Below are 26,252 nucleotides of genomic sequence, written 5' to 3' on the forward strand. Positions count from 1 at the left end.
CTTTCATAGACTCCATCACCCTCACCACTCTTGCGCAGGATGTCGCCGCTCCATGGATGAACACAGCACCTACTACGCTCTCGCCGGTATTGGCGCCGCCTCCCTTGTCAGCCAATGGCTGGCGTGGCGCCTGCGCTTGCCGGCGATCCTGTTCCTGCTGCTGAGCGGCATCCTCGTCGGCCCGGTGCTGCACCTGCTGACGCCGGAAGCGCTGTTCGGCCCACTGCTGTTCCCGCTGGTGTCGCTGGCGGTCGCCCTCGTGCTGTTCGAGGGCAGCCTGACCCTGCACTTGGACGAGTGGAAGGAAATCGGTACGGTTGTGCGGCGCATGGTCACCGTCGGTGCCCTGCTCACCTGGGGCGTGATCGCCCTGGCGACCCACTATCTGCTGGACTTCACTTGGGAGATGGCGCTGCTGTTCGGCACCCTCACCCTGGTCACCGGTCCGACGGTGATCGTGCCCATGCTGCGCGTGGTGCGCCCCAACGCCACCATCGCCAATATCCTGCGCTGGGAAGGCATCGTCATCGACCCCATCGGCGCGCTGCTCGCAGTGGTGGTCTACACCTTCATCGCCGCCAGTGACAGCGGCTCGGGCTGGACCGACAGCCTGCTGACCTTCTTCAGCGTAATCGGCACCGGCATCATCGCTGGCCTGCTGGGTGGCCAGGCACTGGGTGTAGCGCTGCGCCGCCACTGGCTGCCGGATTACCTGCACAACCTGGCGTCGCTGTCGGTGGTACTGGGCCTGTTCGTGCTCTCCAACTCGCTGATGTCCGAATCGGGATTGCTGGCGGTGACTGTAATGGGCCTGCGCCTGGCCAATATGAAAGGCGTCGACGTCCGGCAGATCCTGCACTTCAAGGAGAACCTCAGCGTTCTGCTGATTTCCGGCCTCTTCGTGCTGCTCGCCGCGCGGCTGGACCTCTCGGCGCTGTTGGGCCTCGGCCCGATTGCCCTGCTGGTGCTGGCACTGATCCAGTTCGTCGCCCGGCCGCTAAACGTACTGGTGTCCACTGCCGGCTCCTCGCTCAATTGGCGCGAACGCGCGCTACTGAGCTGGATAGCCCCTCGCGGCATCGTCGCGGCGGCCGTCTCGGCGATCTTCGCGATTCGCCTGCAGGAGGCCGGCCACGCCCAGGCCGGCGTTCTGGTACCGCTGACCTTCCTGGTGATCATCGGCACGGTGATCCTGCAAAGCGCCACCGCCCGCCCCCTGGCGCGCCTACTGAAGGTGGCCGAGCCAGTGCCCACCGGCTTCCTCATCATCGGCGCCAACCCGGTGGCGCGCGCCGTCGGCACCGGTCTGCAGAATGCCGGAGTAAAGGTGCTGCTCACCGACTCCAGCTGGGAGAACACCCGCGCGGCACGCATGGAGCACCTGCCGACCTACTTCGGCAACCCCGCCTCGCAGCACGCGGAAGCCCATCTCGACCTGATCGGTCTGGGCCATTTGTTGGCTCTATCGCCCAACGCCGAACTGAACGCCCTGATGTGCATGAGCTTCCGCCACGAGTTCAGTCCACGCCACCGCTTCATCCTGCCCTCCAGCCAGGACAGTCGTCGCAGCGAGAAGCACCGGGTCAGCGACCGCCACCGCGGTCATCCGCTGGGGCAGAGTCTCGTCACCTACCCGCAGATGGCCGGACTGATCGCTCGCGGCGCGGAAGTCCGCTCGACGCTGCTCAGCGACAGCTTCGGCTGGGACGAATACCAGGCGCAGCATGGACAGCGCGCCCTCCTGCTATTCGCCCGCGACCCGAGCGGCCGGCTGCACATTGCCTGCCCTGAGCAGCCGCTCTCCCCTGCCAGCGGCTGGACGGTGATTGCATTGATCGAGGAAGAGGCAGAAACCGTCGTGAGTAAGAACGACACCGTGCAGGCCCTGACAACCTGACGGCCGGCCATGTCAGCCTATCTTTAGGCTGGTGACAGAATGTGGCCAAAAGACAATGATTGCACCACGCCATCATAGCGCCCACGAAGCCCAAGCCATGCCTAGTCAACAGAACTCCCGCCTCGGCCAAATCCTTGTCACCAAGGGTCTGATCACCACCCATCAGTTGGATAAGGCCATCCAGCTCCAGCTCACCAACGGCCTGCGCCTGGGCGAAACCCTGATCCAGCAGGGCTGGATCAGCGAGCGCCAGCTCAGCCGCGCGCTGAAGAAGCAGAATAACCTGCGCCTGGCGGCGACGCTGGTCGCGGCCCTGCTCAGCCCGTTCCAACTGGCCAGCGCCGATGTGCAACGCCAGGCACCAACGAGCATCACCCGCCACGAAGCGCCCAAGGGCCTCAAGCCCCTGAGCGACCGCGAGATGAGCGACGTCAGCGCCCAGGGTTTTGACGACACCCTGCAGAGCCTGCTGGTCAGCGCGGAGAGCGGTGACGGCGTAGGTGCTATCAAGCAGCTGTCACGCCTGGTGATGCCGGTGGTCGACAGTCTCGACGCCGAGACCTCGCTGCACGACGTGCAGTACGACACCGCGCACGCCTCCTCGTCCCTGAACCCGGACGGCTCGATCAACGTGCGCCTGCCCAGCTCTATCGGCGAGGTACGCTTCGACAACATTCGCGTCGCCGGCGCGCCCAAGACCCAAAGCATGGGCAGCCTGAGCCTGCAGAACATCGACCTGTCCCAGGCTTCGCTGAAGATCAGTCTGCGTCACTGACGGCGATCCGCCATGAAAGAAGGCGCCCGCGGGCGCCTTCTTTCGTTTCAGCTCTCGAAGCCTGGCAGTACCGGCACCGGGCGCTTCTCGTCGTCGATGGCGACGAAGCTGAACTGCCCGTGGATGGCCTTCTCGCGGCCATCGGCGGCCATGCTCTCGACGAATACCTCCACCTCGACCTTGAGGCTGGTGTTGCCGACCTTTACCACCCGGCCGATCAGCTCGACAATCGAGCCGGCGGGGATCGAGTGCTTGAAGTCGATACGGTCGGTGGAAACGGTCACTAGCGGCAATCGGCAGAAACGCGTCGCGGCGATGAACGAGACTTCGTCCATCCAGGCCAGCGCGGTGCCACCGAACAAGGTGTTGTGGTGGTTGGTGGTAGGCGGGAAGATCGCCTTGGTCACGCGGGTTTCGGAAAGCTCCGTACGACGGAGGATTTCCTGGTCTCTAGGGGTCATGCCACTGCTACCTGTTGCAATGAACGTGGTTGCCGGTGCTGCGGATGTTGTGCTTCTAATGCGCTGACGAAGGCAGATGGTGCCGGAGTGAAGAGGGAAAAATCCGGGCAAGAAAAAAGCAGCCCGCGGGCTGCTTTTTTTGGAACAACCGGCGAATTAGGCCAGTTTTTCCTTGATACGAGCTGCTTTGCCGGACAGTTCGCGGAGGTAGTACAGCTTGGCCTTGCGCACGTCGCCGCGACGCTTGACGGAGATGCTATCAACCAGCGGGCTGTAGGTCTGGAAGGTACGCTCTACGCCTACGCCGTTGGAGATCTTGCGAACGGTGAAAGCACTGTTCAGGCCGCGGTTACGCTTGCCGATGACAACGCCTTCGAAGGCCTGCAGACGCTGACGGTCGCCTTCCTTCACTTTAACCTGGACGATTACGGTGTCGCCGGGGGCGAACGCCGGAATCTCTTTGCTCATCTGTTCAGCTTCGATCTGCTGAATGATCTTGTTGGTCATTTCGTGCTCCTAAGACCTGCGCTCGGCGCGGGCCATCGATACGTTAACTATCGTTCCGCTGGCGGATGTATTCCTCCAGCAGCTTTTTCTCTTCTCCAGAAAGCGAGCGGCAATCCAGAAGATCGGCACGTCGTTCCCAGGTCCTGCCTAAGGACTGCTGCAAACGCCAGCGCCGGATGTGTTCGTGGTTGCCGCTGAGCAGCACCTCAGGAACACGTTTGTCTGCGTACACCTCAGGTCGGGTGTAGTGCGGACAGTCGAGCAGGCCATCCGTGAAGGAGTCCTCCTCGGCGGAGTCCACGTGGCCCAGTGCACCGGGCAACAACCGCGTGACCGCGTCAATCAGCACCATGGCCGGAAGCTCACCCCCGGACAGGACATAATCGCCGACTGACCATTCCTCATCGACATGCTCTTCAATGAAGCGCTCGTCGATGCCTTCGTAACGCCCGGCGATCAGGATCAGTCGCTCCTCGTTCGCCAGTTCCTTCACGGCCGCTTGCGTCAGCTTGCGACCTTGCGGCGAGAGGTAGATCACCTTCACCGGTCCGCCTGCGGCTTGCCGGGCATCGCCCAGTGCGCCTTCGAGCGGCTTGATTTTCATCACCATGCCGGGACCACCGCCGAAAGGCCGGTCGTCCACCGTCTGGTGACGGTCCTCGGTGTTGCTTCGCGGGTTGAAGCACTGAAGCTGAATCAGCTCCTGCTTGACCGCGCGACTCGTGATGCCATAGTCGCTGATGGCGCGAAACATCTCCGGAAAGATGCTGATCACTCCTATCCACATCGGCTGAGGGCTCTCATCCACATGGGCTAGAAGTCCGCGTCCCAGTCCACCCGCATCTCGCCGGCTTCCAGGTCCACCGATTGCACGCACTGATCCGTATACGGGAGCAGGCGTTCACGGTCGTCCAGGCTGCCTGCGCAGGGCTTGACTACCATCACATCGTTGGCGCCGGTCTCCAGCATGTGGTCGAGAATCCCGAACAGTTGCCCGTTCTGGTCGATCACCTTGAGACCTTCCAACTGGCTCCAGTAGAACTCGCCATCGTCCAGCACCGGCAGCTCGCTGCGCGGGACCAGGATTTCGAATTCAGCGAAGGTGCGGGCGATCTCGCGATCTTCCAGTCCCTTCAGCTTCGCGACCAGGACATTGCCCTGCACGCGACCTTGAACCAGCTCAGCCTGTCGAACCTCGTTGCCACGCCTGAGCGTCCAGCGACGGTAATCCAGCAGGTTGTCCAACGGATCGGTAAAGGAATACACCTTCACCTCACCACGAATACCGTGCACCGATACGATCTTGCCGAGAACAACCATCTCCTCGGCGGGAGCAGTATTCGTGTTCATCGATCTCAGGCAGCCTTGGCGGCGTCCTTGATCAGCTGAGCAACACGCTCAGACGGTTGAGCGCCTTGGCTCAGCCAGTAGTTCAGACGCTCCTGGTTGACCGAGAACTTGACTTCGGCGCCAGTGGCGACAGGGTTGAAGAAGCCGACGCGCTCGACGAAACGGCCGTCACGAGCGTTGCGGCTGTTGGTCACGGTCAGGTGATAGAACGGGCGCTTCTTGGAGCCGCCACGAGCCAGACGAATGGTTACCATGCGTACGTTGTTCCTATGGTTTGCTTGCAAAAAAGAAATGCAGCCCTCGGGCACATAGCCCGAAAGGCCGCATATTCTATGAGCTAAAGCCCCGCGCCGCAAGCCGCAGCGCGCTCGGCCCGCCGGGCGGCGAGCCGTCTGGCCTCACATCTTGGGCATGCCGCCGGGGAACATGCTCCCCATGCCGCGCATCATCTTGGCCATGCCGCCCTTGGCGGTGACCTTCTTCATCATCTTCTGCATCTGCTTGTGCTGCTTGATGAGGCGACCAACGTCCTGCACCTGGGTACCCGAACCCATGGCGATGCGGCGCTTGCGCGAGCCGCTGATCACTTCCGGATCACGGCGCTCGGCAGGAGTCATGGAGTTGATGATCGCCTCCATCTGCTTGAACTGCTTCTCCGCCGCGTTCTGCGCGTTGCCCATCTGCGACAGGTTGACGCCGCCGAGCATCGGCAGCTTGTCCATGAGGCTGCCCAGGCCGCCCATGTTCTTCATCTGTTGCAGCTGATCGCGGAAGTCTTCCAGGTCGAAGCCCTTGCCCTTCTTGATCTTCTTCGCGAGTTTCTCGGCCTTCTCGCGGTCCATGCTCTGCTCGGCCTGCTCGATCAGGCTGAGCACGTCACCCATGCCAAGGATGCGCGAGGCCACGCGATCGGGGTGGAACGGATCGAGCGCTTCGCTCTTCTCGCCCATGCCGAGGAACTTGATCGGCTTGCCAGTGATGGCGCGCACGGACAGCGCGGCACCGCCGCGGGCGTCGCCATCGACCTTGGTCAGCACCACGCCGGTCAGCGGCAGCGCATCATTGAAGGCCTTGGCGGTGTTGGCGGCGTCCTGGCCGGTCATGGCGTCGACCACGAACAGGGTTTCCACCGGCTTGATCGCCGCATGGACCTGCTTGATCTCGTCCATCATGTCGGCGTCGATGTGCAGACGGCCGGCGGTGTCGACGATCACCACGTCGATGAACTTCAGCTTGGCTTCGCGGATCGCCGCTTCGGCGATGGCGACCGGCTTCTGGCTGGTGTCGGACGGGAAGAAGGTCACGTCCAGGTCGTTGGCCAGGGTTTCCAGCTGCTTGATCGCCGCCGGGCGATAGACGTCGGCGGATACCAGCAGCACGGACTTCTTCTTGCGCTCTTTAAGGAAGCGCGCCAGCTTGCCGGCGGTGGTGGTCTTGCCCGCGCCCTGCAGGCCGGCCATCAGGATGACCGCCGGCGGGGCTGCTGCGAGGTCGAGGTCCTCGTTGGCCGCGCCCATCAGCTCGACCAGCTCGGCCTGGACGATCTTCACGAAGGCCTGGCCCGGGGTCAAGCTCTTGGAAACCTCGGTACCGACCGCGCGATCCTTGATCTTGGCGACGAAGTCCTTGACCACCGGCAGGGCCACGTCGGCTTCCAGCAGGGCCATCCGCACTTCGCGGAGCGTGTCCTTGATGTTGTCCTCGGTCAGCTTGGCCTTGCCGGTGACGTGGCGCAGCGTTTGCGAGAGGCGATCTGTAAGGTTTTCGAACATGCGCGTTCCTAATCAGGCCCGGTCGGACCAGGGTTTGGCTTGTCAGCAAGCCGCCGATTATAACCAAGTGCGGCCAACGCCAACACCGCCGATGATCCCGATGTGACGGACCGCTTCGCAGGCCAGAAGCGAACTGTTCTCAGCCGCTTTCTAGGCGCGGGCGATCTGTGCCAAACTCACGACCTTTCGGGTCCCCTTTCGAAGGACTGTTCCAAGGACTTATGCAACCTCTGCTGCCCAGCCTGATCGCCGCCGTCCTTTATATCGGCACCACCGCCTACCAGGGTGCAAGCCTGGCCCGCCGCAACCCGCCGCAGAAACCGCTGCTCCTCCTGCTGGGCCTGGTCGCCCTGCTCTGCCAGGCGTACAGCCTGAGCCAGGAGCTGCTGACGCCCGCGGGCCTGGCGCTGGACTTCTTCAACGCCGCCAGCCTGATCTCCGCCGCGGTTACCGCACTGACCCTGCTGGCGTGCCTGCGCATCCCGGTGCACAACCTGCTGATCTTCCTTTATCCGCTCGGCGCGCTGACTACCCTGCTGGCCGTGCTGATGCCCCACGGCACCATCGAGCCGATCAACGAGCAGCCCGGCATCCTCGCCCACATCCTGCTATCGATCCTGGCCTATGGCCTGCTGACCATCGCCGTGGTCCAGGCGCTGCTCCTGCTGGTTCAGGACCATCAGCTCAAGCACAAGCACCCGTCGGGCCTGATCCGCAACTTCCCGCCGCTGCAGACCATGGAAAGCCTGCTCTTCGGCTTCCTCTGGGGCGGCTGGTCGCTGCTCTCGCTGTCGCTGATTTCCGGCTGGCTGTTCGTCGACAACCTGTTCGCCCAGCACCTGGCGCACAAGACCATCCTCTCCTGCTTCGCCTGGGTGGTATTCGGCGTACTGCTGTGGGGCCGCCACCAGCTCGGCTGGCGCGGCCACAAGGCGATCCGCTGGACCCTCGCGGGTTTCTGCCTGCTGATGCTGGCCTACTTCGGCAGCAAGCTGGTCAAGGAATTCATCCTGCACATCTGACGCTAACGGCGGCGCCCGAGCGCCGCTGAAGGACCTCCGCGCATGGAAGAGATCCACCCCGGCTACCTGATCGGCCTGCTGGTCTTCCTGATCTTCTGCTCGGCGTTCTTCTCCAGCGTCGAGACCGGCATGCTCAGCCTCGATCGCTACCGCCTGCGCCACCTGTCCAAGAAGGGCAACCGCGGCGCACGACGCACCAGCTGGCTGCTGCTGCGCACCGACCGGCTGCTGGGCACCATCCTGATCGGCAACAACTTCGTCAACATCATCGCCTCGTCCCTGGCGACCCTGCTGGCCCTGCGCCTGTGGGGCGAGGCCGGCGTGGCGATCGCCACCGTGGCACTGACCTTGATCCTGCTGATCTTCGGCGAGATCACTCCCAAGACCTACGCCGCCCTGCGCCCCGAGCGCGTCGCCTTCCCCGCCAGCCTGCCGCTGATCTGGATGCAGAAGCTGTTCAGCCCGCTGCTCTGGCTGATGACCGGCATCAGCAACCTCCTGCTGCGCCTGGGTGGCCTCGACCCGACCCAGCGCGGCAACAAGCCACTGAGCAATGACGAGTTGCGCAGCGTCGTCACCGACTCCAGCGAGAAGCTCACCAACAATCGCCAGGACATGCTGCTGAGCATCCTCGACCTGGAAAAGATCACGGTGAACGACCTGATGGTGCCGCGCAACGAAGTCCAGGGCATCGACCTGGACGACGAGCTGGAAACCATCATCGGCCAGCTGCGCAACACCACCCACACCCGCCTGCCGGTGTTCCGCAACGACATCAACCAGGTCGAGGGCGTGGTGCACATGCGCCAGATCGCCCGCCTGCTGACCCACAACCAGCTGACCAAGGAAAGCCTCAAGGCCGCATGCCTGGAGCCCTACTTCGTGCCCGAGAGCACGCCGCTGTCGACCCAGCTGATCAATTTCCAGAAGCAGAAGCGGCGCATCGGCATCGTCGTAGACGAGTACGGCGAGGTGATCGGCATCATCACCCTGGAAGATATCCTCGAAGAGATCGTCGGCGAGTTCAGCAACCAGAACACCCTGCGCAACCCGGACATCCACCCGCAGGCCGACGGCACCTATGTCATCGACGGCTCAGCCAATCTGCGCGACGTCAACCGTGCCCTGGGCTGGCAACTGCCCAGCGACGGGCCGAAGACCCTCAACGGCCTGGTCACCGAAGCACTGGAGCAGATCCCCGACTGCGCGGTGTGCCTGAAGATCGGCCGCTACCGCCTGGAAATCCTGCAATCGGGCGAAAACCGGGTGAAAAGTGTGCGTGCCTGGCTGCCCGGCGCGCCACCCCGCGAAGAGTCCTACACCGACGAGCTTGCCTGAGCCGCCCCGCCCGCCCCTATAATCCGGACGGCTTACCCAGCCTCCCGCCTGCGCCCGTCGCTACCCGCGACGCCGCGCCGGCCAGTCAATCGCACGCCCCGCCGAGCCTCGACCCCGCGTCGTTGCCCTGCGAAGCAGCCGGCCTCGCCCTGACCCACCGCGAGCCGCGCCCACCCTGCCCCGATCCCGGGCCGCGCTCGCACTCGCGCCATGGCGATGCCTCAAGAAACGTCGGACACGACCGCCAGAGTCGTCGCCGCGCCTGACTGCCAGGGATATTCCCCGTATGACCAGCGCCACGCTCGAAGCCGCACAACCGGCCGAACAGACCAACTCAACCACCCGCGTCGCGGTCGCCAGCTTCATCGGCACCGCCATCGAGTTCTACGACTTCTACGTCTACGCCACCGCCGCTGCGCTGGTGATCGGCCCGGTGTTCTTCCCGCAGACCTCCGGCACTGCCCAGGCCCTCAGCGCCTTCATCACCTTCGGCATCGCCTTCCTCGCCCGCCCACTGGGCTCGGCGCTGTTCGGCCACTTTGGCGATCGCATCGGGCGCAAATCGACCCTGGTGGCCTCGCTGCTGCTGATGGGCATCTCCACCACCCTGATCGGCCTGCTGCCGGGCTACGACAGCATTGGCGCCTGGGCACCGATCCTGCTCTGCGTACTGCGCTTCGGCCAGGGCCTGGGGCTGGGAGGCGAATGGGGAGGCGCCGCGCTGCTGGCCACGGAGAACGCGCCCAAGGGCCGCCGCGCCTGGTTCGGCATGTTCCCGCAGATGGGCCCGTCGATCGGTTTCCTCGCCGCCAACGGCCTGTTCCTCTGCCTGGCCATGCTCCTCAGCGAAGAGCAGTTCCGCGCCTGGGGCTGGCGCATCCCGTTCGTGCTCAGTGCGGTGCTGGTGATCGTCGGCCTGTACGTGCGCCTGAAGCTGGTGGAAACCCCGGTGTTCGCCAAGGCCATGGAACGCCACGAGCGCGCCAGCCTGCCGATTGCCGAATTGCTGAGCAAACACTGGCAGCCGACCCTGCTGGGCGCGCTGGCAATGGTGGTCTGCTACGCCCTCTTCTATATCTCCACGGTGTTCTCGCTGAGCTATGGGGTCAGCACACTGGGCTACAGCCGCGAGGACTTCCTCGGTCTGCTGTGCATCGCCGTGCTGTTCATGGCGGCTGCAACGCCAGTCTCCGCGTGGCTGAGCGACCGTTTCGGGCGCAAGCCGGTGCTGATCGTCGGCTGCGTCGCCGCCATTGCCTCGGGCTTCGCCATGGAGCCGCTGCTGAGCCAGGGCTCGTCGGTTGAAGTGGCAGTATTCCTGTCGCTGGAACTGTTCCTCATGGGCGTGACCTTCGCACCCATGGGCGCATTGCTGCCGGAACTCTTCCCCACCCACGTGCGCTACACCGGCGCTTCGGCGGCCTACAACCTGGGCGGCATCCTCGGCGCCTCGGTGGCCCCGTACATCGCGCAGAAACTGGTGGGCATGGGTGGCCTGAGCTGGGTGGGCGGCTATGTCTCAGTGGCAGCGGCGCTCAGCCTGCTGGCTGTGTTGTGCCTGCGCGAAACCCGTGAGTCTGACCTGAACGATATCCGCTGAAGCCCAAGACTGCGGGGCGAGCTAGCTCGTCTCCCAAGGTTTACTGCTCGCGATGCGTCAAAGCTGGGCGACGTGGCCGCCGCCCTGGTGTTCACGCAGGTAAGGCAGCACCGCGCCCAGCAGCGGTTCCTTGAAGTCTTCCTGGAAGCGGTGTGCCATGCCGGGAATCAGCTTGAGCACGGAGCCGCGGATGTGTGCCGCCACGTGCACGCCGTGCATAACCGGCAGCAGCGGATCGGCGGTACCGTGGACCACCAGGGTCGGCACGTTCAAGCGATTGAGCAGCTCTACCCGGCTCGGTTCGGCGAGGATCGCCAGTAGCTGCCGTTGCACGCCTTCAGGATTGAAGGCCCGGTCGTAGGAACGCGCCGCCTGCTGCAGCAACTGCTGGCGATCGTCGCGCACTTCCGGGCTGCCGAGGGCCGCCAGCAGGTCGGCCTGCTGCTCGATGGCCTGTTCGCGGCTGGCCGCTTCACGCCGGGCAAGTAGTCTCAGCAGCGACTCGCTGGGCGCCGGCAGGCCTTCAGCGCCGGAGCTGGTCATCACCAATGTCAGGCTGATCACCCGGTCGGGCGCCATGTCGGCCACGTGCTGGGCGATCATCCCGCCCATGCTCGCGCCCAGTACGTGGGCGCGCTCGACATGCAGGGCATCGAGCAGGTGCAACGCGTCGCCGGCCATGTCAGTCAGGGTGTAGGGCGAGGTCACGGGCAGGCCGAGGCGATAGCGAATGACCTCGTAGGTCAAGTTACCGCTGGGCGTAGGAACGCGCCAAGAAGACAGCCCGACATCGCGGTTGTCATAGCGGATGACTCGGAAGCCTTGCTGGCAGAGCGCCTCGACCACTTCGTCCGGCCAGTGGATGAGTTGGCCGCCCAGGCCCATGACCAGCAGCAGGGTCGGGTCCTGGGGGCGGCCGATGCTCTGGTACGCCAGGCGCACGTCACCCAGGTCGACCAATTCGGTCGGCACTCGCGCATCGCAACGATCAGCGGCAACCGCCCGATCGGCAAATGGAAGAGAGGACAGGCCGCAGCAAAGTGCGACTGCCAGCAGGAAAGCACGCATGAATGAAAATCCGGAACGCAAAACCCCAGTTGAGCGCGATTCTGATGAATTTCCGTCGCTCGCTCTACCACAGCTCCGTGACAGTTTGATGAAAGGCGCCGAGCGGTCATCGACGACCCTTCCCATGATCCGGATCAAGGGCGGTCGTCCCTAGCACTGGCGAAGATAGGAACCCCCCGCTCGGAAGTTTCCTCATGGCCTACCCCATCCTGCTGGTGCTGCACCTGTTCGCGGCGATCATGTTCGTCGGCACGGTGTTCTTCGAGGTGCTGATCCTGGAAAGCGTCCACCGCCATGTGCCGGCACGGGCGATAAAACTGGTCGAGGGCGCGCTGGGCCGTCGCCTGCGCCGGGTGATGCCCTGGGTGATCCTGGCCCTGTTTGGCAGCGGCCTGGGCATGCTGCACCTGCGTTACGCACCACTGCTGGCCGATCCACTGGCATCGCCTTTCGCCATGCTGCTCAGCCTCAAGCTGCTGCTGGCCGCCAGCGTCCTGGGACATTTCATCTTTGCCATGAACTCTTTCCGCAGCGGGCGTATGACTGGTCAGCGATCCCGGCGCATCCACTACAGCGTGTTCGCCCATGTGGTGCTGATCGTGCTGCTGGCCAAGGGCATGTTCTACCTGAGCTGGTGACTCCGGTCCGTAGCGCGGGACAGTCGAAACCGTGCTGGTGAAGTGCCAGCCGCCGCCTTATCATGAGAGAAGCTCAATTGTTCCATCGTTTAATCAAGATTTCCTCATAGTGAGGCGAGGCCGCGCCATGCTTGAACTCCGTCATCTGAAAACCCTGCATGCCCTGCGCGAAGCCGACAGTCTGGTGGAGGCCGCCGAGCGCCTGCACCTGACGCAGTCCGCTCTGTCCCACCAGTTCAAGGAGCTGGAGGAACGCCTCGGTCTGTCCCTGTTCATCCGCAAGACCAAGCCGGTGCGTTTCACCAGCGCTGGCCTGCGCCTGCTGCAACTGGCCGACGCCGTGCTACCGCAGCTGCGCGGTGCCGAGCGCGACCTGGCGCGCCTCGCCGGCGGTACCGCCGGCCGCCTGCACATGGCCATCGAGTGCCACAGCTGCTTCCAGTGGTTGATGCCGACCATCGACCAGTTCCGCGACGCCTGGCCGGAAGTGGAGCTGGACCTTGCCTCCGGTTTCTCCTTCGCCCCGCTGCCGGCGCTGGCCCGTGGCGACCTGGACCTGGTGGTAACTTCCGACCCGGTGGACATCGCCGGCATCACTTACGTGCCGCTGTTCACCTACGAGGCGCTGCTGGCAGTGGACAACCACCATGCGCTGGCCGGCAAGTCCTTCATCGTCCCGGAAGACCTGGCCAACCTGACGCTGATCACCTATCCCATCGAGCGTGATCGCCTCGACATCTTCACCCGCTTCCTCGAACCCGCCGATGTCGAACCGGCGCAGGTGCGCACCTCGGAGCTGACGGTGATGATGATGCAACTGGTGGCGTCCGGGCGCGGTGTCTGCAGCCTGCCCAACTGGGCGCTGCACGAGTACAGCTCCCGCGGCTACGTGACCGCCAAGCGCCTGGGAGAAAAAGGCCTGTACTGCACCCTCTTCGCCGCCATTCGCGCCGATATGCTGGATGCGCCTTTCATGCGTGATTTCCTACTGACTGCGAAGGACACTTCCTTCGCCACCCTGGAAGGTGTCAGCGCGGCGAAGGGCTGACGGGGATTTCCGAATCTCCCACGGGTCCGGGATGCTCCCGATGTGCAGTCCCAGTGAGCACTTAGAGCTGCGTAACGGAAAATCGATTCGACATAAAAAAGGCCCATCCTTACGGATGGGCCATGGGATATAACCGATCAACACTTGTGGTTCTAATGGTTCCAGTGACGCCGTGTGATGGGGGTTACGCGGCGTTGGGGGCAATCATTGACCAGCGCTCTGCGATGGAAAACAAGGTCACACGAAAAAAGAACTTTCCCACATGGCCTGAGACCGATTCCGCAAAACGCCCTCGGACGGCCATGGCTAGCCGACCCCCCTCTATGGCTCTGGAGCGGACCTTTGTCGGATATCAGGGCGCCTTCGCTTCCGCCGCGCGGGCATGTTCTTCCGCCCACTGCACATCCCGTTCCCACACGCGCTTGAAGGCAGGGCGCGAGGTCACCAGCTCCACATAGCGCTCGAACACCGGCAGCTTGGGCACTACGCCGAAGCCGATGGTCCAGCGCAGGGCCGCGCCCCACAGGACATCGGCGGCGGTCATGCGGTTGCCCAGCAGGTAGGGGCCGGTTTCCAGCTGTTCGGCGAGGGCGCGCATCACGCTGTCGTAATCGCCATAGGGGCTCATGGCCTGCGGGGCGGCATCGCGTTTCAGGGCACGGTCGACGATGGCCGGTTCGAAGCTGGAGCCATAGAACACCAGCCAGCGCAGGTAGGGGCCGCGCAAGGGGTCGTCGAGGGCGGGAGCGAGATTCGCCCTGGGGAACAGGTCGGCGAGGTAGATGAAGATGGCGCCTTGCTCGGTGACCAGCGACTCGCCGAGGCGGATCGCCGGGACCTTGCCCAACGGGTTGAGCGCCAGGAATTCCGGCTTGCGTTGCTCGCCAGCCTTCATGTTGATCAGTTCGAGGTCGTACTCGGCGCCCAGTTCTTCCAACAGCACCAGGGTGCCGCTGGAGCGTGTCTGGGGCGAATGGTAGAGGGTGAGGCGGGGCATGGCAGGTCTCCTCGGGCATCACGGCTCGGAGTCCCCAGCATAGCCCCGCGCGGGGCTCACGCCTCCTCGAAATGCATCTCCGGCGGTTGCTGGCGGAAGCCGCTGGTGATCACCGCCAGGTAGATCACGCCGAGCACCAGCCAGGTGGCGCCGAGCCAGATGGCCAGGTGGTCGAGGCTGACCATCAGCCACAGGTCGGCGAGCAGGCCGATCAGCGGGAACAGCAGAAACAGCACCAACTCCCGCAAACCGCGGCGCTCGGCGTTCAGGTAGTAGTGGAAGATCACCGAGAGGTTCACCAGGCTGAACGCCAGGAAGGCGCCGAAGTTGATGAACGAGGTGGAGGTGGTGACGTCCATGTGCAGCGCCAGCAGGGCCACCACGCCGCACAGCACGATGCTGTTCACCGGGGTTTCGAAGCGTTTACTGATGCGGCCGAAGAACGGACGCGGCAGCACGCCGTCGCGGCCCATGGCGAACAGCAGGCGCGAGGCACTGGCCTGGGCTGACAGGCCGGAGGTGAACTGACCCACGATCAGGCCGATCAGGAAGAAGCTGACGAACAGGTCGCCGCCAATGTTGCGGGCAATTTCGTAGGCAGCGGAATCGGCGTTCAGGAATTCCACCGACGGATGCGCCAGCTGTACGAAGTAGCTGGCGGCGATGAAGATGCCGCCGCCGATCAAGGTGATCAGCAGGATGGCGCGCGGAATGGTCTTACGCGGCTCATGGGTTTCTTCCGTCAGCGTGCTGACCGCGTCGAAGCCCAGGAAGGAATAGCAGGCGATGGCCGCGCCACCCATGATCAGCGGCAGCTGGGTGCCTTCCTTGAGGAAGGGTTCCAGGGTCCACAGCGGACGGCTGCCATCACCGGTGATGTAGTGGATGGCCAGGCCGACGAAGGCGATCAGGACGAGGAACTGCACCAGCATCAGCACGCCGTTGATGTTCTTCGCCAGGCGCAGGCCGACCACGTTGATCGCGGTGGTCACGCCGATGAACGCCAGCACCCACAGGGCCTGGGGCACGGCGGGGAACGCAGAATGCAGGTAGGCCGCGCCGATCAGCCAGATGGCCATGGGCAGGAACAGGTAGTCCAGCAGCACCGCCCAGCCGGCGAGGAAGCCCAGCTTGGGGCTGATCGACTTGCGTACGTAGGTATAGGCGGAGCCGGCTACCGGGAAGGCGGCAGCCATGCGCCCGTAGCTGAGCGCGGTGAAGAGCATTGCGACGGATGCGACGAGGTAGGCCGAGGGGACTACGCCGCGGGTGACATCGGCGAGGATGCCGAAGGTGCCGAGGACGATGATCGGGGTCATGTAGGCGATGCCGAACAGCACCACCGAACCCAGCGACAGGGTTCGTTTGAGTCGAGCCATTACTACTTACTCCGCGTTGTGTTTGTTATGGCAGTGCAAAGTTGCTGGCCTGCGCTCACCCGCAGGCCCCGCGGGCGCTCGAGTCGCCCGTCGAATGAGGAATAACGCTGTGTCGGCGCGGCCCTGCGCCCCGGCCCCGTTGCAGTGGGGGCTGGTAGAAGGAATCAGGTGGGAATGATCAGTTCGCGCAGGCCACCTTCGTGCTCGCGCATCTCGCCGGGCAGCACGAAGCGGCGCTCGGCCAGGTAGCTGTAGTCGCGGCGCGACTGCGCCAGGCGCTCGAAGTCCAGCTCGACGATCTGCCGGCACTCTTCGCGGCCGGCCTCGACGATCAGCTGGCCGTAGGGGTCGACCACGGCGCTGCCGCCGGCGAACACCAGGTCGTCATCGCCGGCACCGACGCGGTTGACCATCACGGCGTAAGCCTGGTTTTCCATGGCGCGGCCCATGATCGCGGTACGGTGGGTCGGGCCGTAGGGGTCCATGTTGCCGTTGGTGACGATGATCAGCTCGGCGCCGAGCTGGCCCAGGGCGCGGGCGGACTCGGGGAATTCGATGTCGAAGCAGATCACGATGCCGACGCGGATGCCGTTCCACAGGCAGGTGGCATAGCGGTCGCCGGGGGTGAAGATGCCGCGGTCCGACGCCCACAGGTGCGTCTTGCGGTACTTCATAGCGATGCCTTCGGGGGTGATCAGCAGCGTGGTGTTGTAGAAGCGGTCATCGTCAGCAGCTTCGGCGAAGCCTACGGCGACGCTGATATTCTTCTCCCGCGCGGCCTGCTGCACGGCCTGCACGCTGGGGCCATCCACCGGCTCGGCGATGGCAGCGATGTTCTGCTCGGTGGGGAAGCCGGTCAGCTGGGTCTCGGGGAACACCACCAGTTGGGTGTCGTCGGCGCAGGCGTGGATGGCCTCCAGGGTGCGGGCCAGGTTCCAGGCCACATCGCCATCACGGCCGGCGAGTTGGACGAGTTCTACTTTCATGGGGCTTCCTCGGATTCTTGTATTCCAGTGACCGTGCAGCGCAAAAGGGTCAAAATGCGCACCGCGCCGGCTCAAGGCATCCACCGAGTATGCCGGGCGCGCCACCACCGGGTAATTACGCCCGCGTGGTAACCCATCGGGGGTAGAGTCATGAGCCTTTCCCTTCAGGATATCGCTTGGCACCGCTCGGTCGGGCAGCTGATCGAGGCGCTGGACAAGCCGAATTTCTGGACCTCGCTAGTGCGCCTGCTGGGCCAGTATGTGCCCTTCGACAGTTGGGTCGTGCTGCTCTTCAGCGACGGCCGCCCCCAGGTGTTCGCCGAATGCCCGGGCGAGGATGGCGGCCCCGATCCGCTGTTCCAGGACTACCTCAAGGGTCTCTACCTGCTCGACCCCTTCTACATCGCCAGCCGCGAAGCGCCCGGCAGCGGGCTGTTCCGCCTGGACGACGTGGCGCCGGAGATGTTCGAGCAGACCGACTACTACCAGCGCTACTTCAGCCTCAACGTGGTCGCCGACGAAGTGCAGTTCAACGTGCAACTCGACGGCGAGCGCACCCTCTGCTGTTCGGTCGGCAGCAAGGGCCGCTTCACCCCGGAGCAGATCGCCCTGCTCGCTCTGGTGCAACCCTGGGTCGCCGGCCTGATGCGCCAGCGCATGACCTTCGAGCGCGAAGTGCAGGAAGCGCCCCCCCCGCCGCGTTGGCAGAACCGCCTGGAGTCCACTGCGCAGCAGATGGAAACCCCGCTCACCGCCCGCGAGCTGGAAGTCGGCCGCCTGATGCTCAGCGGCTGCTCCAGCAAGGAGATCGCCCGCAAGCTGGCGATTTCCGCGGAGACGGTGAAGGTCCACCGCAAACACATGTACGCAAAGCTTGGGATCAAGTCGCAGTCGGAGCTGTTCTCGCTGTTCCTGCAAGCGCAGGGCTGATTCCCCGCTCGCATTTCCCCTGCTGTCTCCTATAAAAAGCGCCCAGCCGTCGAGCGGTCGATGAGCATTCGAAGCCACGCGGGTCCATGCTTGAGGACAGGAGGAAATCCCATGACCCTCAGCGTCTTCGACATGTTCAAGCCCGGCGTCGGGCCGTCCAGTTCCCATACCGTGGGGCCGATGCGGGCCACCCGCGAGTTCGTCGACCGCCTGCGCGACGACGGCCTGATGCCGCGCACTGCCGCCGTGGAAGTGCACCTCTACGGTTCCCTCAGCGCCACCGGCAAGGGCCACGCCACCGACCGCGCCTGCCTGATCGGCCTGCTCGGCATCGATCCGGCGGAAGCCGACCCCGCCGCCCTCGCCCCGCAGGTGGACGACATCCTGCTGCGCCATCGCCTGCGCCTGGGCGGTGTGCAGGAGATCGACTTCGACCCGGCGCGCCAGCTGGTTTTCCACGACGACAGCCTGCCCGCCCATCCCAACGGCCTGCACCTGCGGGCGCTGGACGCCAACGGTGAACTGCTGGCCGAGCGCGTCTGCTATTCGGTCGGCGGCGGCTTCGTGGTGGATGCGGCGGACTTCAACACTGACCGCGCCTTGCCGGACAATCCCATGCCCTACCCCTTCCACAGCGCCGAGGAACTGCTGCGCCTGTGTCACGAGCACGGCTTCAAACGCATCAGCGACCTGATGTGGGCCAACGAGCGCGCGTTGCGCAGCGACGACGAAATCCACGCGGGCCTTGCGCATATCTGGGATGAAATGCAGGCCTGCGTGAACCGTGGGCTGGAAACCGAAGGTACGCTGCCCGGCGGCCTCAAGGTGCGACGCCGTGCGCCCATGCTATTCCGTCGGCTCAACGAGGCGGACAGCGGCAACCTCATCGCCACCACCCTCGGCGCGCTGGACTGGGTGGACCTCTGGGCGCTGGCGGTGAACGAGGAGAACGCCGCCGGCGGTCGCGTGGTGACCGCGCCCACCAATGGAGCGGCCGGCATAGTTCCGGCGGTGCTGCACTACTACGCGCGCTACGACAGCAACGCCAACGCCGAAGGCATCGAACGCTACCTGCTGACCGCCGCCGCCATCGGCATCCTGTGCAAGCTCAATGCATCCATTTCTGGTGCAGAAGTCGGCTGCCAGGGTGAAGTCGGCTCGGCCTGCGCCATGGCGGCTGGCGGGCTGGCGGAAGTCCTGGGTGGCAGCCTGGAACAAGTGGAGAACGCCGCTGAGATCGGCCTGGAGCACAACCTCGGCCTGACCTGCGACCCGGTGGCGGGGCTGGTGCAGGTGCCCTGCATCGAACGCAACGCCATGGCCTCGCTCAAGGCCATCAATGCAGCCCAACTCGCCCTGCGCGGCGACGGCCAGCACCTGGTCAGCCTCGACAAGGCCATCGACACCCTGCGCGACACCGGCCGCGACATGATGGACAAGTACAAGGAGACGGCGAAGGGCGGGCTGGCGGTGAATGTGATTGCCTGCTGACCATAACACCCCAACTAAAGCTGCTTGTGCTCTGGCCCTTGGTCTTCCAGAAAAACAACCGCACACACCGGACCGCCCCTTTCAGGAGGCCTCGATGAATTGGAGTTTCAGGGGTTGAGCGACATGGATGTCGCGAGAGCCACGATGGGCCAGGGATGGCCCTTCGTGGGGGGACGCCTAGTTCGTGCCCCTGAAACTTCGATTCAACGAGGGAATTTTTCGCCTAGGCGAAAAACCGGATGGAGGGGCAAGACCTTTGCCTTCTTTGGGGCGTTTGCCAAAGAAGGTCGCCCGAGGGGGCGAAACAAAAGGCATCAGCACATGCAGAAGCGGCGCAGGACACCGAAATCAACCCTATCGCAGCAAGCTATTTTCGTAGCCGCAGAGAATCGCCTGGCTATTTCTTGCACCACCCGAAACAAGTTTTCTCAACTCCAGAGAAAATCGTTAGCTAGCTTTCATTTACTATCCCACCGGGCTACCGTCACAGCCCGCATAACCAGAAAAACACCCGAAATCCCGTCCCATTGACCTTTGCCCAGGCACGTTCGCGCGATGCCTGCCATGCTCTGTGGCGGCCCTTTCGGCCAACCTTTCCGTGATCAAAGCCCGACGACTGGAGATTCCATGAACCTGTCGCTGCTCAGCCGCTATGCCTTTTTCGCCGCGTGCGTCCTGTTCACCGTGCTCAGCCTGCCCTTCCTCGGGCATGACTGGGTGTGGCCCTTCACTCTCACCACCTTCGCCCTGAGCGTGCTCGGGGTCTTCGACCTGCTGCAGGAGCGCCATGCGGTGCGCCGCAACTACCCGGTCCTGGGTAACATCCGCTACCTGGTCGAAGCCATCCGCCCGGAAATCCGCCAGTACCTGCTCGAAGGCGACCAGGAGGCCCTGCCCTTCTCCCGCGCCCAGCGTGCGCTGGTGTATTCGCGGGCGAAGAACGAGACCGCCGACAAGCCTTTCGGCACCCTGATCGACGTCTACCAGTCGGGCTTCGAATTCATCGCCCACTCCATCCGCCCCGCCCCGGTGGCCGACCCCTGCACCTTCCGCGTCACCGTCGGCGGCCCGGAGTGCAAGCAGCCCTACTCCATCTCGGTGTTCAACATCTCTGCGATGAGCTTCGGCTCGCTCAGCGCCAACGCCATCCGCGCGCTGAACAAAGGCGCCAAGCTCGGCGGCTTCATCCATGACACCGGCGAAGGCAGCATCAGCCCCTACCACCGCGAGTACGGCGGAGACCTGACCTGGGAACTGGGCAGCGGCTACTTCGGCTGCCGCAACGACGACGGCACCTTCAGCCCCGAGCGCTTCGCCAAGCAGGCGGTCGACCCGCAGGTGAAGATGATCGAGATCAAGCTCAGCCAGGGCGCAAAGCCCGGCCACGGCGGCATCCTGCCCAAGCACAAGGTCACCGAGGAAATCGCCGCCACCCGTGGCGTGCCCATGGGCAAGGATTGCATCTCGCCGTCCTCGCACAGCGCCTTCAGTACGCCAAAAGGCCTGCTCGACTTCATCGTCCAGCTGCGCGAACTGTCCGGCGGCAAGCCGGTGGGCTTCAAGCTGTGCATCGGCCACCCGTGGGAATTCATGGGCATCGCCAAGGCCATGCACGAGACCGGCATCCTCCCCGACTTCATCGTCGTCGACGGCAAGGAAGGCGGCACCGGCGCCGCGCCCCTGGAATTCACCGATCACATGGGCCTGCCGATGCGCGAGGGCCTACTGTTCGTGCACAACACGCTGGTTGGCCTGGGGCTGCGCGACAAGATCCGCATCGGCGCCAGCGGCAAGATCGTCAGCGCCTTCGACATCGCCAGCGTGCTGGCCATGGGCGCCGACTGGGCCAACTCCGCGCGCGGCTTCATGTTCGCCATCGGCTGCATCCAGTCGCAGAGCTGCCACACCAACAAATGCCCCACCGGCGTCGCCACCCAGGACCCGCTGCGCCAACGCGCCCTGGTGGTGCCGGACAAGGCCGAGCGCGTCTACCACTTCCACCGTAACACGCTCAAAGGCCTGGCCGAGATGATCGCCGCCGCCGGCATCCAGCACCCGTCGCAGCTGGAAGCCAAGCACCTGGTGCGCCGCGTTTCGGCCACCGAGATCCGCCTGTTCTCGCACCTGCATTACTTCCTCAAGCCCGGCGAACTGCTCTCGGGCAACATCGAGGGCGAGTTCTACGAGCGCATCTGGCGCATGGCGCGCAGCGACAGCTTCGAGGCTGCCGCCGGCTGATAGGACAAGACACGGAGCGCCCGCAATGGGCGCTCTGCACTCTCAGGTCGCTATCCCAGGCGACTCCAGACCTGCGCCAGCCCCACCAGATGTACCAGCGCAAACCCCAGGCAGATCGCCGAGCTGACATAGATGAAGCGCTGGCTGCGTCCGGTGCCCTTGAGGATGAACGGCCCGGCCACGCCACGCAGCAGGTAGACCAGCGAGATCGCCACCAGCGCCGGGCGCAGCAGCGGCAAGGGGCCCAGCACCCCGGCCCCGGACAGCGCAAAGGCAGCCCAGGCGAACAGGACGAAGGCGATGGCAAAAGTGATCAGCGCCGGGTAGACCCGACCAGCCTCGGCGGCCCGCGCGAGCTTTTCGCCGGCGCCAAACAGCCGGTACCAGCGCGGCCCGACCAGCACCACGCCGACATGCAGCGCCCCCGCGATGGCGCTGAGCGCCGCCGCGATGCTCAACGCCAGGTTGTATTCCTGCCCCATGAACGGCTCCCTCCTGGAGTTCATCCTTTTCGGTGACGGCATCCTATCGCGGGCACGGAAGATTCACGACACTCGACCACCGGCTGCACGAATCTTCCAGACAGCCCGTCTGCGCGCGGTATGCTGGCCGACCGGGCAAGCGAGGCGAAAAAGGCCCATGCACAAAGACAACTGGATCGACCTGCTGCAGGATGCCGACACCGGCATCCAGAGCCTGCGCGCGCACTTCAAGGGCCACGCCTACGATCCGCACTGGCACGACAGCTACCTGATCGGCTTCACCGAATCGGGCGTGCAGCAGTTCCGCAGCCGCAACCAGCGCCACATCAGCACCACCGGCAAGGTGTTCTTTCTCGAACCCGGCGACATCCATGACGGCGACGCGCCCACCGAAGGCGGCTTCACCTACCGCACCCTGTATCTCGACGCGCCCTGGCTGGAGCGCGAAATCGCCACGCTGTTCGAAGAGGCTCCGGGCAACTGCCAGTTAGCCGTGCCCGAGCTGCTGATCGACGACCCGCAACTGGCGAGGCGCATCGACAACGCTTTCCAGGCCGTGCACGGCCATGACCTGAAGATCGTTCGGCAAAGCGCCGTCGACGACCTGCTCGACGGCATGACCCGTCACCTGCACTGGCGCCAGCGCGCCACCACGCAGGCGTACCTGCCGCTGGTGGCGCAACGCGCGCGGGACTTCCTGCACGCCAACCTGACCGCCGACATCAGCCTCGACGACGTGGCCAAGGCCAGCGGCTGCGACCGATTCCGCCTGACCCGAGCCTTCAAGCTCGCCTTCGGCCTGCCGCCCCACGCCTACCTCATCCAGCTGCGGCTGGCCCGCGCACGGCAGTTGCTCGGCCGTGGCCTGGCGCCGGCGGACATCGCCGCCGACCTCGGCTTCGCCGACCAGAGCCACCTCGGCCGCTGGTTCCGCCGCGCCTATGGCGTGACACCCGCCTACTACCGCAAGCGCTGCTCAAAGCTTCCAGACTGAGCCCGCCGCGCTGGCGAAGATGAGCTCCCACGGATTTGCCGGAGTTCCCGCCATGCACCTCTCGCAGCTCGGCCAATGGCTGCCCTTCATCCTCTTTGCCTTCGTCGCCTCAATCACACCGGGCCCGACCAACCTGCTGATCTTCAGCAACAGCGCACGCTTCGGGTGGGGCGCCGCGCTGCCGATCATGTTCGGCGGCTGTGCGGCGGCCGCCGCGCTGGTACTCGCCGTGGGCAGCGGCCTGGGTGAAGTGCTCACCAGCCTGCCGCGCGTACAACAGGCGATGAGCGTGGTCGGCGTGCTCTGGCTGAGCTGGCTGGCGTGGCAGATATTCCGCAGCCCGCCAGCGGACCTGCAGCGAGACACAGATGCCGCCCGCCTGGGAGCGCTCGGCGCCGCCGCGCTGCAACTGGTCAACCCCAAGACCTGGATGATGGCGCTGGCGGTGATCAGCGTGTACGCCGGCCACGGCGTCGACCGGCTGGACCGCGTGCAGCTGCTGTCGCTGCTGTTCTTCCTCGTGTCGATTCCCTGCACGGCGGTCTGGGCCGGCCTGGGCATCGGCAGCCAGCGGCTGCTCTCGCAAACGCAAATGCAGCGGCTCAACCAGCTGATGGCGATCCTGCTGCTGGTGTCGGCCTGGGCCAGTGCGCTGCTCTGAACAACACTGACAAAGGACCGGCAGCGCTGGCAGAATCCGCGGCAACCACACAAGGAGGCTGGGGCCGTGGAATCCCTGTACTTCTCGCCGATGCTGCTCGGCCTCAACCTGATGCTCGCCAGCGCCATCGCCTGTACCGGCCTCTGGTACTTCGCCCGCCCCTATCGCGGCCCCGGCCTGTGGATGGGCGGCGCCTGGACGCTGATCCTCGGCATCCTGCTGTTCATGGGCTTCATGGCCAGCGGCAGCAAACTGCTGAACATCTCCGGCAACGCCATCCAACTGGCAGGCGAAGCGCTGCTGATGCTGGGCGTCTACCGCTTCCTCGGCCTGCCGCCGCCCTGGTGGACGGTGCCGGCCAGCGCCGCGGCCATGAGCCTGGCACTCAGTTGGCACTGGTGGGTTGCACCGATCAATTCCGAATACCTGATCGCCATCTACGCCACCATCGGCGGCCTGCTGCCGATCCAGGCGAGCCTGGTCCTGCTGCGGGCACCCGGTGAAAGCGAGCTGCGCGGAGTGCGCCGCTTCGTGACCGTGGCGCTCGGCGCCTACGCACTGGTCACCCTGGCGCGCGCCGCCATCGGCCTGCACGACGGCCTGCAGGGCATTGAGCACGCAGACGTCACCCGCTCCTTCAGCTACCTGCTGCCCTACAACTTCGGCGTCCCCTTGTGGGTGATCGCACTGGTCGGCATGGCGCTGATGACCATGCGCCGCATCCTCGCCGACAGCCAGCGACATGCCTTGGAGGCCTCGGCCAGCGCCGAACGCTTCGAGCGCCTGATGCAGGTTGCCAATGCCGGCATGCTGGTACTGCGCGATGGCCAGGTGGTGGACGCCAATCCCATGCTCGAACGCATGCTGCTCTGGCCCCGCGAACGATTGCTCGGCCAGGATTTCAGCGAACTCTTCGTCGGCGAGGCACGGGAAGAACTGCATGCTCTGCTGACCGGTGCCGACGGCCAGCCCCATGACATCCTGGCCATGCGCGACGACGGCAGCACCTTCGCCGCCGAGCTGAGCATCGAGCCACTGGCAGGCGGGCAACGAGTGGCGGAAATTCGCGACGTCAGCCACCACAAGGCGCTGGAGAACCAGTTGCGCCAACTCGCCACGCTCGACCCGCTGACCAGTGCGCTCAACCGCCGCGCCTTCCAGGCCCAGGCCGAACATGAATTGGCCCGTAGCGCGCGCTATGGCTCGCCGTTGAGCCTGGCGGTGCTCGATCTCGACCATTTCAAGCGCATCAACGACCGGTACGGCCATGCCGCCGGTGACCGCGTGCTCTGTCAGTTCAGCGAGCTGTGCCGGCGGCAGGCGCGCAGCACCGACCTGTTCGCCCGCTTCGGCGGCGAAGAGTTCGTTTTCCTGCTGCCCAGCACTGACGTCGATGCGGCGCGGCACTTCCTCGACAGGTTGCGGGAAAGCCTGCAGGACCTGCGCCTGGATATTGATGACGGCGAGGGCGGCGAACTGAAGGTCAGCGTCAGCATCGGGCTGGTCTCGGCCGCGCGGGCCTGCGATCTCGCGCAATTGCTCGAACGCGCCGACCAGGCGCTGTACCGGGCCAAGGCCAACGGCCGCAATCGACTGGAAAGCGCCGAGCTCTGACTATCCGGGCCTGAGACTCAGAGAATGCCGTCGCGCCTCAGGTAGTCGCGCAGGTGCTCGATGAACGCGTGGATCTTGCGCGTCGCCCGGCGGTTGCTCGGGTAGACCGCGAGAATCTGCGCACCGAAGGTGTCCGGCTCGAAGAAGTAGTCTTCCAGCACCGTCACCAGCCGCCCGCTGCGCAGGTGCTCCAGCACGCTCCAGCGCGGGCAAGGCAGCAGGCCATGGCCGGCGAGGCAGGCGGTCAACAGCACAGCCTGGTTGTCGCTGTTCAGGCGGCCGTTGCGCGGGGTGGAATAGCGCTCGCCTTCCACGTCGAACCACCAGCGATCATCCAGCGCCGGATGGCGATAGACCAGGCAATCGTGGTCGAGTATCTCGCTGGGGTGCCGGGGTATGCCGCGACGGGCCAGGTAGGCGGGTGTGGCGCAGAGCGCCAGGCGGCTCTCGGCGAGGGGTTGGGCGATCAGCCCCGGCAGGTCGCTGTTGCCCATGCGCAGGGCGAGGTCGTAGCGGCCATCGAGCAGATCGACATAGCTGTCGGAAAGGTCCACCTGCAGGCGCACGTCCGGGTGCAGATCGAGGAACTCGGCGCAGGCCTGGTCGAGGAACACCGGGCCGACGATCAGCGGCCCGGTGATGCGCAACACGCCGCGCAGGCTGTGCTGCAACTGGGCGATTTCCTCAGTGGTCTCGCGCATCCGCGCCAGCACCTCGCGGGCGCCATCGAGATAGAGCTGGCCGGCTTCGGTCAGCGACATGCTGCGTGTGGTGCGCTCGAACAGGCGCGCGCCGACTTCGATTTCCAGCTGGCCGACCGCCTTGGTGACCGCCGAGGGCGTCTTGCCCAACTGTTCGGCGGCGCGGCTGAAACTGCCGGTCTCGGCACTGGCGACGAACATTGCCAGGCTGCTGAATCTGTCCATCGTCATTCGTGCCAATCCTTCACAAGTGTTATGCCTGGCGGCGACTTCCGCGCGCTCCGGTCCGCCAGTAGCCTGCGC

The 26,252-nt window shown here is 64.9% G+C and carries 26 protein-coding genes; 14 read left to right on the plus strand and 12 right to left on the minus strand.

The window, feature by feature from the left end:
* The first annotated feature begins 52 nt into the window (after positions 1 to 52).
* Together ACIPK7_RS02550 and ACIPK7_RS02555 are read left to right on the plus strand one after the other, a co-directional pair.
* The gene (locus tag ACIPK7_RS02550) at positions 53 to 1,897 is read left to right on the plus strand and encodes a cation:proton antiporter (protein WP_401085007.1); all 1,845 of its coding nucleotides are present in this window, start codon (positions 53 to 55) and stop codon (positions 1,895 to 1,897) included.
* Positions 1,898 to 1,994: 97 nt separating this feature from the next.
* Positions 1,995 to 2,672, plus strand: coding sequence for a hypothetical protein (locus tag ACIPK7_RS02555; protein ID WP_192430671.1), 678 nt, complete (start codon positions 1,995 to 1,997; stop codon positions 2,670 to 2,672).
* A gap of 47 nt (positions 2,673 to 2,719) precedes the next feature.
* Here ACIPK7_RS02555 and ACIPK7_RS02560 read toward each other — a convergent pair whose 3' ends face one another.
* The 6 genes from ACIPK7_RS02560 to ffh all read right to left on the minus strand — a co-directional run bounded on the left by ACIPK7_RS02560 (position 2,720) and on the right by ffh (position 6,762).
* A complete protein-coding gene (locus ACIPK7_RS02560; RefSeq protein WP_401085010.1) occupies positions 2,720 to 3,133 on the minus strand; it encodes an acyl-CoA thioesterase in 414 nt (137 codons plus the stop codon).
* A gap of 156 nt (positions 3,134 to 3,289) precedes the next feature.
* Positions 3,290 to 3,640, minus strand: a complete 351-nt coding sequence (gene rplS / locus ACIPK7_RS02565; RefSeq protein WP_017522234.1) for a 50S ribosomal protein L19 — start codon at positions 3,638 to 3,640, stop codon at positions 3,290 to 3,292.
* 43 nt (positions 3,641 to 3,683) lie between these two features.
* Positions 3,684 to 4,427, minus strand: a complete 744-nt coding sequence (gene trmD, locus ACIPK7_RS02570; protein WP_024766884.1) for a tRNA (guanosine(37)-N1)-methyltransferase TrmD — start codon at positions 4,425 to 4,427, stop codon at positions 3,684 to 3,686.
* Between the two features lie 26 nt (positions 4,428 to 4,453).
* Positions 4,454 to 4,990 carry a ribosome maturation factor RimM gene (gene rimM, locus ACIPK7_RS02575; protein ID WP_184591313.1) on the minus strand — a complete coding sequence of 179 codons (537 nt, stop codon included), beginning with the start codon at positions 4,988 to 4,990 and terminating at the stop codon, positions 4,454 to 4,456.
* Positions 4,991 to 4,995: 5 nt separating this feature from the next.
* Positions 4,996 to 5,244 (minus strand): 30S ribosomal protein S16, encoded by a 249-nt coding sequence (gene rpsP / locus ACIPK7_RS02580; protein ID WP_017522237.1) that lies wholly within the window; start codon positions 5,242 to 5,244, stop codon positions 4,996 to 4,998.
* 144 nt (positions 5,245 to 5,388) lie between these two features.
* Entirely contained in the window at positions 5,389 to 6,762 is a 1,374-nt protein-coding gene (gene ffh, locus ACIPK7_RS02585) for a signal recognition particle protein (RefSeq protein ID WP_081515914.1), read from the minus strand.
* A 221-nt stretch (positions 6,763 to 6,983) separates the two neighbouring features.
* On the opposite strand from ffh, the gene ACIPK7_RS02590 reads away from it, so the two are divergent.
* The 3 genes from ACIPK7_RS02590 to ACIPK7_RS02600 all read left to right on the plus strand — a co-directional run bounded on the left by ACIPK7_RS02590 (position 6,984) and on the right by ACIPK7_RS02600 (position 10,722).
* Positions 6,984 to 7,784: an inner membrane protein YpjD gene (locus tag ACIPK7_RS02590; RefSeq protein WP_081515915.1), complete on the plus strand. Its 801-nt coding sequence runs from the start codon at positions 6,984 to 6,986 to the stop codon at positions 7,782 to 7,784.
* Between the two features lie 42 nt (positions 7,785 to 7,826).
* The gene (locus ACIPK7_RS02595; RefSeq protein ID WP_401085015.1) at positions 7,827 to 9,122 is read left to right on the plus strand and encodes an HlyC/CorC family transporter; all 1,296 of its coding nucleotides are present in this window, start codon (positions 7,827 to 7,829) and stop codon (positions 9,120 to 9,122) included.
* A 286-nt stretch (positions 9,123 to 9,408) separates the two neighbouring features.
* Positions 9,409 to 10,722: an MFS transporter gene (locus ACIPK7_RS02600; protein WP_401085018.1), complete on the plus strand. Its 1,314-nt coding sequence runs from the start codon at positions 9,409 to 9,411 to the stop codon at positions 10,720 to 10,722.
* A 57-nt stretch (positions 10,723 to 10,779) separates the two neighbouring features.
* Here the strand turns inward: ACIPK7_RS02600 and ACIPK7_RS02605 are convergent, their stop codons facing one another.
* A complete protein-coding gene (locus ACIPK7_RS02605; RefSeq protein ID WP_192430677.1) occupies positions 10,780 to 11,790 on the minus strand; it encodes an alpha/beta fold hydrolase in 1,011 nt (336 codons plus the stop codon).
* On the opposite strand from ACIPK7_RS02605, the gene ACIPK7_RS02610 reads away from it, so the two are divergent.
* The 3 genes from ACIPK7_RS02610 to metR all read left to right on the plus strand — a co-directional run bounded on the left by ACIPK7_RS02610 (position 11,789) and on the right by metR (position 13,476).
* Positions 11,789 to 11,944 (plus strand): hypothetical protein, encoded by a 156-nt coding sequence (locus ACIPK7_RS02610; RefSeq protein WP_192430678.1) that lies wholly within the window; start codon positions 11,789 to 11,791, stop codon positions 11,942 to 11,944. The genes ACIPK7_RS02605 and ACIPK7_RS02610 overlap by 2 nt on opposite strands.
* Positions 11,945 to 11,984: 40 nt before the next feature.
* Positions 11,985 to 12,428, plus strand: a complete 444-nt coding sequence (locus tag ACIPK7_RS02615) for a CopD family copper resistance protein (protein WP_192430679.1) — start codon at positions 11,985 to 11,987, stop codon at positions 12,426 to 12,428.
* Between the two features lie 127 nt (positions 12,429 to 12,555).
* Entirely contained in the window at positions 12,556 to 13,476 is a 921-nt protein-coding gene (gene metR, locus ACIPK7_RS02620) for a transcriptional regulator MetR (protein WP_024765378.1), read from the plus strand.
* Between the two features lie 352 nt (positions 13,477 to 13,828).
* Here the strand turns inward: metR and ACIPK7_RS02625 are convergent, their stop codons facing one another.
* The 3 genes from ACIPK7_RS02625 to ACIPK7_RS02635 form a co-directional block, all read right to left on the minus strand.
* Complete coding sequence (locus tag ACIPK7_RS02625) at positions 13,829 to 14,473, minus strand: glutathione S-transferase family protein (RefSeq protein WP_401085022.1); 645 nt, start codon at positions 14,471 to 14,473, stop codon at positions 13,829 to 13,831.
* Positions 14,474 to 14,529: 56 nt separating this feature from the next.
* A complete protein-coding gene (locus ACIPK7_RS02630) occupies positions 14,530 to 15,852 on the minus strand; it encodes an APC family permease (protein WP_192430681.1) in 1,323 nt (440 codons plus the stop codon).
* 164 nt (positions 15,853 to 16,016) lie between these two features.
* Positions 16,017 to 16,838 (minus strand): carbon-nitrogen hydrolase family protein, encoded by an 822-nt coding sequence (locus ACIPK7_RS02635; protein WP_192430682.1) that lies wholly within the window; start codon positions 16,836 to 16,838, stop codon positions 16,017 to 16,019.
* 150 nt (positions 16,839 to 16,988) lie between these two features.
* Between ACIPK7_RS02635 and ACIPK7_RS02640 the strand changes: the two genes are divergently transcribed.
* The 3 genes from ACIPK7_RS02640 to ACIPK7_RS02650 all read left to right on the plus strand — a co-directional run bounded on the left by ACIPK7_RS02640 (position 16,989) and on the right by ACIPK7_RS02650 (position 21,497).
* On the plus strand, positions 16,989 to 17,768 hold the full coding sequence (locus ACIPK7_RS02640; RefSeq protein ID WP_192430683.1) for a helix-turn-helix transcriptional regulator: 780 nt from the start codon (positions 16,989 to 16,991) through the stop codon (positions 17,766 to 17,768).
* A gap of 111 nt (positions 17,769 to 17,879) precedes the next feature.
* The gene (locus ACIPK7_RS02645; RefSeq protein ID WP_401085026.1) at positions 17,880 to 19,259 is read left to right on the plus strand and encodes an L-serine ammonia-lyase; all 1,380 of its coding nucleotides are present in this window, start codon (positions 17,880 to 17,882) and stop codon (positions 19,257 to 19,259) included.
* Between the two features lie 627 nt (positions 19,260 to 19,886).
* Entirely contained in the window at positions 19,887 to 21,497 is a 1,611-nt protein-coding gene (locus ACIPK7_RS02650; RefSeq protein ID WP_401085028.1) for an FMN-binding glutamate synthase family protein, read from the plus strand.
* Positions 21,498 to 21,547: 50 nt separating this feature from the next.
* Here the strand turns inward: ACIPK7_RS02650 and ACIPK7_RS02655 are convergent, their stop codons facing one another.
* Positions 21,548 to 21,979, minus strand: a complete 432-nt coding sequence (locus ACIPK7_RS02655; RefSeq protein WP_401085031.1) for a hypothetical protein — start codon at positions 21,977 to 21,979, stop codon at positions 21,548 to 21,550.
* Between the two features lie 157 nt (positions 21,980 to 22,136).
* Here ACIPK7_RS02655 and ACIPK7_RS02660 point away from each other — a divergent pair, with 157 nt between their 5' ends.
* The 3 genes from ACIPK7_RS02660 (at position 22,137) to ACIPK7_RS02670 (ending at position 25,248) form a co-directional block, all read left to right on the plus strand.
* The gene (locus tag ACIPK7_RS02660; RefSeq protein ID WP_401085034.1) at positions 22,137 to 22,973 is read left to right on the plus strand and encodes an AraC family ligand binding domain-containing protein; all 837 of its coding nucleotides are present in this window, start codon (positions 22,137 to 22,139) and stop codon (positions 22,971 to 22,973) included.
* Positions 22,974 to 23,025: 52 nt separating this feature from the next.
* Positions 23,026 to 23,634, plus strand: coding sequence for a LysE family translocator (locus ACIPK7_RS02665; protein ID WP_401085037.1), 609 nt, complete (start codon positions 23,026 to 23,028; stop codon positions 23,632 to 23,634).
* Between the two features lie 66 nt (positions 23,635 to 23,700).
* Positions 23,701 to 25,248, plus strand: coding sequence for a GGDEF domain-containing protein (locus tag ACIPK7_RS02670; protein WP_401085040.1), 1,548 nt, complete (start codon positions 23,701 to 23,703; stop codon positions 25,246 to 25,248).
* A 17-nt stretch (positions 25,249 to 25,265) separates the two neighbouring features.
* Here ACIPK7_RS02670 and ACIPK7_RS02675 read toward each other — a convergent pair whose 3' ends face one another.
* Complete coding sequence (locus ACIPK7_RS02675; RefSeq protein ID WP_401085584.1) at positions 25,266 to 26,174, minus strand: LysR substrate-binding domain-containing protein; 909 nt, start codon at positions 26,172 to 26,174, stop codon at positions 25,266 to 25,268.
* Positions 26,175 to 26,252: the final 78 nt, after the last annotated feature.

The organism is Pseudomonas sp. NPDC086581 (assembly GCF_044746165.1).
Classification (GTDB): Bacteria; Pseudomonadota; Gammaproteobacteria; order Pseudomonadales; family Pseudomonadaceae; genus Pseudomonas.